This is a genomic window from Azotobacter bryophylli (assembly GCF_042643485.1).
GTDB lineage: Bacteria > Pseudomonadota > Gammaproteobacteria > Pseudomonadales > Pseudomonadaceae > Azotobacter > Azotobacter bryophylli.
Genome location: NZ_JBHRSJ010000006.1, coordinates 98055 through 108142 on the forward strand (window position 1 = coordinate 98055; position 10088 = coordinate 108142).

Genomic DNA, 10088 nt, shown 5'->3' on the forward strand with positions numbered 1-10088 from the left:
ACATGGAATTCGCGTTCTATCTAGCAGCCGGGGTCGCTGCAGTGTCCACCCTGCGGGTGATCACCCATACCAATCCCGTGCACGCCCTGCTCTATCTCGTTGTGTCACTGCTGGCGGTATCGATGTGCTTCTTCAGCCTCGGCGCCCCTTTCGCCGGCGCTCTGGAAATCATCGTGTATGCCGGCGCCATTATGGTGCTGTTCGTCTTCGTCGTGATGATGCTCAACCTCGGCCCAGCCATTGCCGAACAGGAGAGGAAGTGGCTCTCCCCGGGCATCTGGACGGGACCCGCCGTACTCTCCGCCCTGCTCCTAGGCATGCTGGTTTACGTGCTGTTCGGCACCTCAAACGGCTCAGTGATCGGTCAGACCACTGTGGATGCCAAGGCGGTCGGCATAAGCCTGTTCGGCCCCTACTTGCTGGCAGTTGAGCTTGCCTCCATGCTGCTTCTCGCAGCGCTGGTCGCGGCTTATCACCTCGGCCGCCACGAAGCGAAGGAGTGACACCATGAATGCAATCCCCATGGAGCACGGATTGGCGCTTGCCGGTCTGCTGTTCAGTCTAGGCCTGGTCGGCCTCATGGTACGGCGCAATATTCTGTTCGTGCTCATGAGTCTGGAAATTCTGATGAACGCCTGCGCTCTGGCTTTCGTCGTTGCAGGTAGTCGCTGGGCTCAGGCCGATGGCCAGATCATGTTCATTCTGGTGATTACCCTTGCTGCCGCTGAGGCCAGCATTGGTCTGGCGATCCTGCTGCAGCTGCATCGCCGCTTCAATACCCTCGATATCGACGCTGCCAGCGAGATGCGCGGATGAACCTACTATTTCTGACATTCCTGTTTCCGCTGATCGGCTTTGTGCTATTGGCGTTTTCCCGCGGGCGCTGGTCTGAAAACCTGTCAGCCCTTGTCGGTGTAGGCTCTGTCGGCCTGTCGGCCTTGACGACTGCTTGGATTATTTGGCAGTTCAACGTCGCCCCGCCGGAAGGGAGGGTTTATACCCAGCAACTCTGGCAGTGGCTATCGGTCGACGGCTTCGAGACCAACTTCACCCTGTATTTGGATGGTCTGTCCTTGACCATGCTGGGCGTGGTGACCGGGGTCGGATTTCTGATTCACATGTTCGCTAGTTGGTACATGCGTGGTGAAACCGGATATTCGCGCTTCTTCGCCTATACCAACCTGTTTATCGCCAGCATGCTGTTCCTGGTGCTCGGCGATAACCTCTTGTTCCTGTACTTCGGCTGGGAAGGTGTGGGCCTGTGCTCCTATCTGCTCATCGGGTTCTACTACCACGAACGCAAGAACGGCAACGCAGCACTCAAGGCCTTTATCGTCACCCGTATCGGTGACGTGTTCATGGCCATCGGCCTGTTCATCCTAGTCTTCCATCTTGGCACCCTGAACATTCAGGAACTGATGGTCCTGGCTCCGCAAAAGTACGCAGCGGGGGATGGCTGGCTGCAGATCGCCACGCTGATGTTGCTCGGGGGGGCCGTTGGTAAGTCCGCCCAGCTGCCGTTGCAGACCTGGCTGGCCGACGCCATGGCTGGCCCGACTCCGGTTTCCGCCCTGATCCACGCTGCGACCATGGTCACCGCCGGCGTCTACCTGATCGCCCGTACCCACGGCCTCTTCCTGCTGACGCCGGAAGTCCTCGAATTGGTCGGCACCGTCGGTGGCGTGACATTGGTGCTGGCAGGCTTCGCCGCCCTGGTGCAAACCGATATCAAGCGCATCCTCGCCTACTCCACCATGAGCCAGATCGGCTACATGTTCCTGGCCCTAGGCGTTGGTGCTTGGGATGCAGCCATTTTCCATCTGATGACTCATGCATTCTTCAAGGCCCTATTGTTCCTGGCTTCCGGTGCGGTGATTATTGCCTGCCACCATGAGCAGAACATCTTCAAGATGGGCGGACTGTGGAAGAAAGTACCGCTGGCCTACGCCAGCTTCCTCGTCGGCGGCGCTGCGCTGGCAGCCCTGCCGATGGTCACCGCCGGCTTCTACTCCAAAGATGAGATTCTTTGGGAGGCCTTTGCCAGTGGCCATCAAGGCTTGCTCTATGCCGGCCTAGCCGGTGCCTTCCTGACATCGATCTACACCTTCCGCCTCATCTTCATCGTCTTCCATGGCGAAGCCAAGACCGAGGCACACGATGGGCATGGCATTACTTACGCTCTGCCTCTGATGCTTCTGATCGTTCTTTCCACCTTCGTTGGTGCCATGATCACTCCGCCACTGGCCGGAGTACTGCCGGAAAGCATCGGCCATGCCGGAGGCGAGGCCAAGCACAGTTTGGAAATCACCTCAGGGGCAATCGCCCTTGCCGGAATCCTGATCGCCGCACTGCTGTTCCTCGGCAAGCGCAGCTTCATCAATGCCTTGGCCAACAGTGCCCCCGGACGTTTCCTGGGCGCTTGGTGGTATGCCGCCTGGGGCTTCGACTGGCTTTATGACAAGCTCTTCGTCACACCCTATCTGCTGTTGTGCCGCCTGCTCGGCCGTGACCCAATCGACCAGACCATTGGCCTGCTGCCGTTACTGGCACGCGGGGGGAATGCGATTCTGAGCCGCAGCGAAAGCGGCCAGCTACGCTGGTACGCCACTTCCATCGTCGGCGGTGCCGTGCTCCTGCTCGGCATTGTGCTGCTGGCCTGACTTTTTAGAAGGAATTGAGCCCGTCATGATACTGCCCTGGCTAATCCTGATTCCCTTTATCGGCGGCTTCCTCTGCTGGCTAGGTGAGCGCCTCGGCGCCGCCGCGCCACGCTGGATAGCACTGCTGAGCATGGCTTTGCTGTTCGCTCTCGGCCTATGGCTGTGGGCTTCCGGCGACTTCAGTCTAGCACCGGCGCCAGGTGCCGAACCTCGCTGGACCAGTGAGTTCCAGGTGGACTGGATCGACCGGCTGGGCATCAGCGTACATCTGGCACTGGATGGTCTTTCGGTGCTGATGGTCGTTCTCACCGGTTTGCTTGGTGTCCTCTCTGTTCTCTGCTCCTGGAAAGAGATCCAGCATCGCGTAGGTTTTTTCCACCTCAATCTGATGTGGATCCTCGGCGGGGTTATCGGCGTCTTCCTCGCCATCGACCTGTTCCTGTTCTTCTTCTTCTGGGAAATGATGCTGGTGCCGATGTATTTCCTCATCGCGCTCTGGGGTCATAGCGGCAGTGTGGGCAAAAGCCGTATCACGGCAGCCACCAAGTTCTTCATCTTCACGCAAGCCAGCGGTCTTATCATGCTGGTGGCCATCCTCGGCCTGGTATTCGTCCATTACAGCCAGACTGGTGTGCTGACCTTTGCCTATGCGGACCTGCTGAAGACCCAGATGGCTCCTGGTACAGAGTACCTACTGATGCTCGGCTTCTTCGCCGCCTTCGCGGTCAAGTTCCCGGTCGTGCCAGTGCATTCCTGGCTGCCCGATGCCCATGCTCAGGCACCGACTGCAGGCTCTGTGGACCTTGCGGGAATCCTGCTGAAAACCGCAGCTTACGGCATGCTGCGCTTCTCTCTGCCGCTGTTCCCCAATGCATCGGCAGAGTTCGCGCCGATTGCCATGGCCCTCGGCGTATTCGCCATCGTGTACGGCGCACTGCTCTCCTTTGCACAGACCGACATGAAGCGCTTGGTGGCATTCTCCAGCGTGTCCCACATGGGCTTCATTCTGATTGCAATCTATTCGGGAAGTCAGATTGCCTTGCAAGGCGCGGTCGTCCAGATGATCTCGCACGGTCTCTCCGCTGCGGCGCTCTTCATCCTCAGCGGTCAGCTCTACGAACGGCTGCATACCCGCGACATGCGCGAAATGGGTGGCCTGTGGGGCCGTATGTCATGGCTACCGGCCGTTAGCCTGTTCTTTGCAGCCGCGGCGCTCGGCCTACCAGGCACCGGCAACTTCATCGGTGAGATCCTGATCCTCATCGGCACTTTCCCCAGCTTCCCTTGGATCGCCTCCTTGGCAGCAACTGGCCTGGTGTTCGGCTCCGTCTACTCGCTGTGCATGATCCACCGTGCCTATTTCGGCCCTGCCAAGTCTGAGAGTGCCATAGCTGGCTTGAACAGCCGTGAACTCATTACGGTGCTCGGCCTTGCAGGTCTGCTGATTCTGCTTGGCGTATATCCGCAGCCGGTACTCGATACCTCCGCCGCCAGCATGCAGGGCGTGCAGCAATGGATTGGCACCGCCTTTTCCCAACTTGTCACGGCCCGGTAAGTAGCGCTATGCAACTGACGACTCAACACTTCATCGCTCTGCTGCCGTTGCTCATCACCTGCGCCACCCCCGTGGTGGTGATGCTCGGTATCGCCTGGAAGCGCAATCATTCGCAGACCTTCATGCTCTCTACGATTGGTCTGAACTTGGCATTGCTGTCGATCATCCCAGCCTCCAAGGCCGCCCCCCTTGAGGTCACTCAGCTGCTGATGATCGACAACTACTCGCTTCTGTATATGTCGCTCATACTCGTGACCACCCTGGCTTGTATGACCTTGTGTCATGCCTACCTGGGAGACAAGGCTGGCTTACCCGGCTATCCGGGCAACCGCGAGGAGATCTACCTGCTGTTTCTTCTGGCTTCTGCCGGTGGTGAGGTACTGGTCAGTGCCCAGCATCTCGCCAGCCTGTTCATCGGTTTGGAACTACTGTCGATCCCGGTCTACGGCATGGTCGCTTATGCCTTCTTCAATAAGCGATCACTCGAAGCCGGCATCAAGTATATGGTGCTGTCTGCAGTAGGATCTGCCTTCCTGCTGTTCGGTATGGCACTACTCTACGCAGACTCTGGTAGCCTGAGCTTCATCAGCTTGGGTAAGAGTTTGTCGGGCTCAGGAGTTCACGGCACCCTAGTGCAAGTCGGGGTCGGCCTGATGCTGATCGGCTTGGGCTTCAAACTTTCGATGGTTCCCTTCCATCTGTGGACACCGGACGTCTATGAAGGCGCACCTGCTCCAGTTGCGGCCTTCTTGGCAACTGCCAGTAAAGTAGCAGTATTTGCAGTGCTATTGCGCCTGTATCAGATCTCCCCTGCGATGGCCGATGGTTGGCTCAACCACCTGCTCAGCTTGATCGCCGTTGGATCGATCATATTCGGCAACCTGTTGGCCTTGATGCAGAGCAACCTAAAGCGGCTGCTCGGTTATTCCTCCATCGCCCACTTCGGCTATCTGCTCATCGCTTTGATCGCCAGCAAGGGGATGGCTGTCGAGGCGGTAGGTGTCTATCTCGTTAGTTATGTTCTGACGAGCCTGGGCGCTTTTGGTGTGATCACTCTAATGTCCACTCCGTTCAGCGGACGCGATGCCGATGCGTTGTACGAGTATCGCGGTCTCTTCTGGCGTCGCCCTTACCTGACCGCCGTGTTGACTCTGATGATGCTGTCGCTGGCCGGTATCCCGCTCACTGCAGGATTCATCGGTAAGTTCTATGTGATCGCTACGGGCGTCGAGTCAGAACTGTGGTGGCTCATTGGCGTACTGATCCTCGGTAGTGCCATCGGTGTCTTCTACTACCTGCGGGTGATGGTGACCCTCTACCTCATCGAACCGCATCTGCGCCGCCATGACGCTCCTTTAAACTGGGGCCAACGCACCAGCGGTATCATGTTGATGCTCGTTGCGTTCTTGGCTTTCCTTCTCGGCGTATACCCGCAGCCGTTGCTGGATCTGGTTCATCACAGCAGCTTGGCTCTAGCAGGTTGAGTCCGCTCCTGACGCACGGCCCCACCTAGGTGATCCGTGCGTCAGCCCCCCTTCCCTTCTCCTCTCCTAACCGTCTGAAGCATCGCGATCCTCTGGCTCACTGAACAATCCCCATATCGAAATGAATAGCGCAGCTATCAAGGGGCCGATAACAAAACCGTTGAGTCCGAAAAGAGCTAGTCCACCCAGAGTCGTCACCAAGACCAGATAGTCTGGCATCTTGGTGTCCTTACCGACCAAGAACGGTCTCATTAAATTATCTACAAGACCGATCACGCAGACACCGAAAAGGGTTAAGACTACTCCTCTCCATACCTCTCCGCTCAGCATCCAATAGAGTGCTATCGGCGCCCAAATCAGAGCAGCGCCAACTGTCGGCAATAGAGAAAGAAATGCCATCACGACTCCCCAGACCAATGCACTGGGTATCCCCATGAGAGCAAAAATCAGTCCCCCTATGGCTCCTTGAGCAATTGCCACAAGGATATTGCCCTTGATCGTTGCCCTAACCACACGTGTGAATCTGCGCAGCAACCGATGCTTCTGCGCTTCTTCAAGAGGTATAGCCTGAGTAACGCGCGCCACCAATACAGGCCCATCCCTGAGGAAAAAGAAAAGCAGGTAGAGCATCACAAAGCTACTGAGGATGAATTGGAATGTGTTTTGACCGATATTGAAGGCCTTGGTGGCGAGAAACTGGCTAGCCTGCATTGCGCCACTGGCTATCCTATCCCTCAGTCCGCCCAAATTATCCAATCCGAAGCGTGAGAGCTGGATATTCAGAGGATGCGGTAGCATCATCCTTATCCTTTCGATAAAGCTTTGAAAATCTACACTCCCCGATTCGATTTGCTTAAATAGTTCAGCGCCCTCTTCGACCATCAGGCCCACCATGACGGTGACCGGCAATACGGCGACGACCAGACAAGCCGATAATGTGATCAAGGAAATTAAATTCCTCCATCGGCCCTTGGAAAGATGTTCCAGACGACATTGGAGAGGGCGGAAGAGAATGGCTAGGCTGACAGCCCAGAATACGGCGCCGTGAAAAGGCAGTAGAATCCAGCAGAACCCCAGCGTTACCAAGATCAATAGCAATAGGAAGAACTTGTATTCAAGGCCCTGATTGATCATTTCCAATCCCGAAGAAAGGACTCTCACCCATTAGTCCGTTTCTCTCGGGCTGAGTGCCGATATGCACCTACATGATTCAATACAGAGCGACTACCGGCTCGAATGCGAGGGGCAGCTCTCAGCCGTTTCACACCGTAGGCCGTATCGGTAGTTTCAGAACAACACGCAAGCCCCCCCATGGGCTATCCTGCAATTCGAGGGTTCCCTTCCAAGCATCAAGTATGTCCCTGACGATAGCTAGCCCTAGCCCATGGCCAGCGACCTGCTCGTCCAGACGAATTCCGCGCCCTAATATTTCAGCGCGTGATTCGGCTGCTACCCCTGGGCCATCGTCATCCACCCAGATCAATAGGCGGTCCGACTCAATACTAATCTGCAGATGGACTTTCGAACGCGCCCACTTACATGCGTTATCCAAAAGGTTGCCGAGCAGTTCCAATACATCTTCCCTGTCCCATGGCAATCGCAAGCCTTTTGGTACATACCAATCCAGCACTAGGTTCCGGTTATGCACCATTTTCAGCGTATCAAACAAGCTGGGCAGCTCTGCATCGCAATCGAAGTAATTAAGTGGTGTAACTTCACCTGCAATACGCGCCCGAGCAAGTTCCCGTGAGAGACGTTGTTCGATGGATGCCAGTTGCTCTCGTAAGACATTGCGAAGTTCTGGGATTAGCGAGAACTCATTTCGCTGCGCAAGACTTATGAGTACTGCTAGAGGGGTCTTCAGTGCATGACCAAGACTGCCAATGGCATGACGTGAGCGCTGCAAGGTTATCTCGGTTTGATGGAGCAGATGATTTATCTGCTCAACCAAAGGCTCCAACTCGAGGGGAACCTGGCCATCTAGCTCCTTTCGCTGGCCTTTCTGAAGCTGAATCACCTGTTGGCGTACCTCCTCCAAGGGAGAGAGCGCACGTCGAACCATAAAACGCTGCAGTAGCAGCAGCAAGATCAGGGTCGTGGTTCCCAGAAGACTTCCAGCCCATTGCATTTGCCGATAGGTTTTTAGAATGGGTGAGTAATCCTCAGCCACCGTAATGGATATGTTTTCCCCGAATCGTCGATAATTAATCCGATAAACCAACAGCTTCTGTGCTTTGGGCCCGTCTTCGAGATCAGCTTGCAACCCGTTTTCTTCTGGCGGCACCATGGGGTAGTCCCAGAGAGAGCGAGAGCGCCAACTCTGCATTGAAAAATCGATCCGGAAATAGTGGCCGGAATAGGGGCGTTGATAGCCGCCAGGAAGATGCTGCTGATCCAATTGGATACCATTTGGGCTGCGGACCAGGGCCGCCAACAGGCCTTCAGCCTCCTCTCGAAGACTGATCTCCAAATAACGGCGTAAGCCGATATCGAATAACCAGAGAGTGGTTTGCGCCAAAAGCAAACCAGTCGTCAATAGAACTATTACGAGGCTGAAACTCAACTTGCGTTGGATAGACGTCACTCTGCACCGCAAAAGCGGTAGCCCTGACCGCGGCGAGTTTCAATCACATTGCGTCCCAGTTTTCCTCGTAGACGATTAATGTGCACTTCTATTACATTTGAATCCCGTTCTGTTTCCCCGTCATACAGATGGTCAGCAAGCTGCGCTTTTGAAAGCACTTTGTTTGAGTTGAGCATCAAATAACGAAGTAAACGAAATTCCGCCGTCGTTAACTCGATATATCTATCCCTACACGTGACTGTTTGTTGGTCCTCATTGAGCTGCATCCCCCCTGCTTCGAGTTGTGGCTGGTTAGCTAGCCCATGTGATCTACGCAATAAAGCTTGAACACGTAATAGAAGCTCCTCTGGATGAAAAGGTTTACAGAGATAATCATCAGCTCCGGCTTTCAAACCATCAATGCGCTCCGCCCAGGAAGATCGAGCGGTAAGAATCAGCACTGGGGTGGTCATCTTGCCAGAACGCCACTCCTTCAACACCTCCAGACCAGACTTGCCTGGCAGTCCAAGGTCGAGGATTATGATGTCATATGGATCAGTTAGCCCTCGATAAGCTGCGTCACGCCCATCCGTGAGCCAATCCACTGCATAACCTTGCTGTATCAAGCTTGCAGTCAGCTCGTCAGCCAAGGGGATTGAGTCCTCAACCAGCAGTAGACGCATCAGTCTTCCTCCTCATCACTCAACAAGCGCCCATTCCGCGCGTCAAACTCCAGTTCTCGCACGCCTCCAGATTGGGTGAGCAGCTCTACCTCATATATGTACTTCCCTTTTTCATCCTCGAGCTCCACCTCCAACAACCGAGCCTTTGGATACTGCTGGAGCGCTAGGTGAACGAGATCCTCTAGGGGCATAATGACTCCATCCATTCGCAGACGTAGCGCTTCATCTTGCTCCAGATCTCTAGCAATTGCTGAAAACATGCTGAGATAGAGCATAAGACCTAATGCACAATGCTTAGATAACCAAGTCATTAAACTGCCTATTTTTAGAGCAATCATGAGGAGGACTTAGGCTGGTAGTCGCTAGCCTATCCTTCTCTAGGGTATATGGCCAAACTTAAGCTAGGCTGAATCCCATCACACGCCGTATTTATAGGTCTTACTGTCTCATACATTTATAATGCTCAATCATCTCGTTATACGAGCCTCAGGGGGTAACATCCTGCGAGGGTTATCTTGGTAAGGAAGCAGGCAGCCTAGGCCATCAGAAAAGAGATGGTCCTAACGTCGATCAATCAATCGTGCTATCAGAGTCTATCTGTGGAATTATTTAAAGAGTTTACATTTGAAGCTGCACATCGCCTGCCGCATGTCCCATGTGGTCACAAATGCGGTCGTCTACATGGACATTCTTTTCGAGTGGCGATTTATATCGAAGGGGAAATCGATCCGCATTCTGGCTGGATACGGGATTTCTCCGAGATCAAGGCAATTTTCAAGCCTATATATGAAAAACTAGACCATAATTATCTGAATGATATCCCTGGCCTAGAGAATCCAACCAGCGAATTTATAGCAAAATGGGTTTGGATACAGCTAAAACCACTATTACCCGAGCTTTCTCGGATACGAATTCATGAGACATGTACTAGTGGCTGTGAATACCGTGGAGATTAAATAGACATCAAGGCCATCTCCGGATGGCCTTGTCTGCTCCGCCGACGCGGCGAGCCGTGTCGGCCGTCACCTCGGGTGGGCGGCCCCTTTTTTCGCGGCGCAAAGACGAACCCCCGACCGGCAGGTGCCAGTCGGGGGTTCGGGATAGGCGCTTGACGATGACCTACTCTCACATGGGGAAACCCCA

Annotated in this window: 10 protein-coding genes; 6 read left to right on the top strand and 4 right to left on the bottom strand. The window is 54.8% G+C overall.

Annotation, left to right across the window (positions count from 1 at the left end; genetic code table 11):
- The first annotated feature begins 2 nt into the window (after nt 1–2).
- From nuoJ to nuoN, 5 genes are read left to right on the top strand one after another with little or no spacing between them, the layout of a single operon-like run.
- Nucleotides 3–503: an NADH-quinone oxidoreductase subunit J gene (gene nuoJ / locus ACFOJE_RS04010; protein WP_377812980.1), complete on the top strand. Its 501-nt coding sequence runs from the start codon at nt 3–5 to the stop codon at nt 501–503.
- Between the two features lie 4 nt (nt 504–507).
- Nucleotides 508–816, top strand: a complete 309-nt coding sequence (nuoK, locus tag ACFOJE_RS04015) for an NADH-quinone oxidoreductase subunit NuoK (RefSeq protein ID WP_377812981.1) — start codon at nt 508–510, stop codon at nt 814–816.
- A complete protein-coding gene (gene nuoL, locus ACFOJE_RS04020; protein WP_377812982.1) occupies nt 813–2660 on the top strand; it encodes an NADH-quinone oxidoreductase subunit L in 1848 nt (615 codons plus the stop codon). The genes nuoK and nuoL overlap by 4 nt, the downstream gene beginning before the upstream one ends.
- 25 nt (nt 2661–2685) lie before the next feature.
- Nucleotides 2686–4215, top strand: a complete 1530-nt coding sequence (nuoM, locus tag ACFOJE_RS04025) for an NADH-quinone oxidoreductase subunit M (RefSeq protein ID WP_377812983.1) — start codon at nt 2686–2688, stop codon at nt 4213–4215.
- Between the two features lie 8 nt (nt 4216–4223).
- A complete protein-coding gene (nuoN, locus tag ACFOJE_RS04030; protein WP_377812984.1) occupies nt 4224–5699 on the top strand; it encodes an NADH-quinone oxidoreductase subunit NuoN in 1476 nt (491 codons plus the stop codon).
- A 66-nt stretch (nt 5700–5765) separates the two neighbouring features.
- Here the strand turns inward: nuoN and ACFOJE_RS04035 are convergent, their stop codons facing one another.
- The 4 genes from ACFOJE_RS04035 to ACFOJE_RS04050 form a co-directional block, all read right to left on the bottom strand.
- Nucleotides 5766–6833 (bottom strand): AI-2E family transporter, encoded by a 1068-nt coding sequence (locus tag ACFOJE_RS04035; protein WP_377812985.1) that lies wholly within the window; start codon nt 6831–6833, stop codon nt 5766–5768.
- 127 nt (nt 6834–6960) lie between these two features.
- Complete coding sequence (locus ACFOJE_RS04040) at nt 6961–8283, bottom strand: sensor histidine kinase (protein ID WP_377812986.1); 1323 nt, start codon at nt 8281–8283, stop codon at nt 6961–6963.
- Complete coding sequence (locus ACFOJE_RS04045; RefSeq protein WP_377812987.1) at nt 8280–8945, bottom strand: response regulator transcription factor; 666 nt, start codon at nt 8943–8945, stop codon at nt 8280–8282. Before ACFOJE_RS04045 ends, ACFOJE_RS04040 begins: the two co-directional genes overlap by 4 nt.
- Nucleotides 8945–9256 carry a PepSY domain-containing protein gene (locus ACFOJE_RS04050; RefSeq protein ID WP_377812992.1) on the bottom strand — a complete coding sequence of 104 codons (312 nt, stop codon included), beginning with the start codon at nt 9254–9256 and terminating at the stop codon, nt 8945–8947. Before ACFOJE_RS04050 ends, ACFOJE_RS04045 begins: the two co-directional genes overlap by 1 nt.
- A gap of 288 nt (nt 9257–9544) precedes the next feature.
- Between ACFOJE_RS04050 and queD the strand changes: the two genes are divergently transcribed.
- The gene (gene queD / locus ACFOJE_RS04055; RefSeq protein WP_377812988.1) at nt 9545–9901 is read left to right on the top strand and encodes a 6-carboxytetrahydropterin synthase QueD; all 357 of its coding nucleotides are present in this window, start codon (nt 9545–9547) and stop codon (nt 9899–9901) included.
- The last annotated feature ends 187 nt before the right edge of the window (nt 9902–10088 follow it).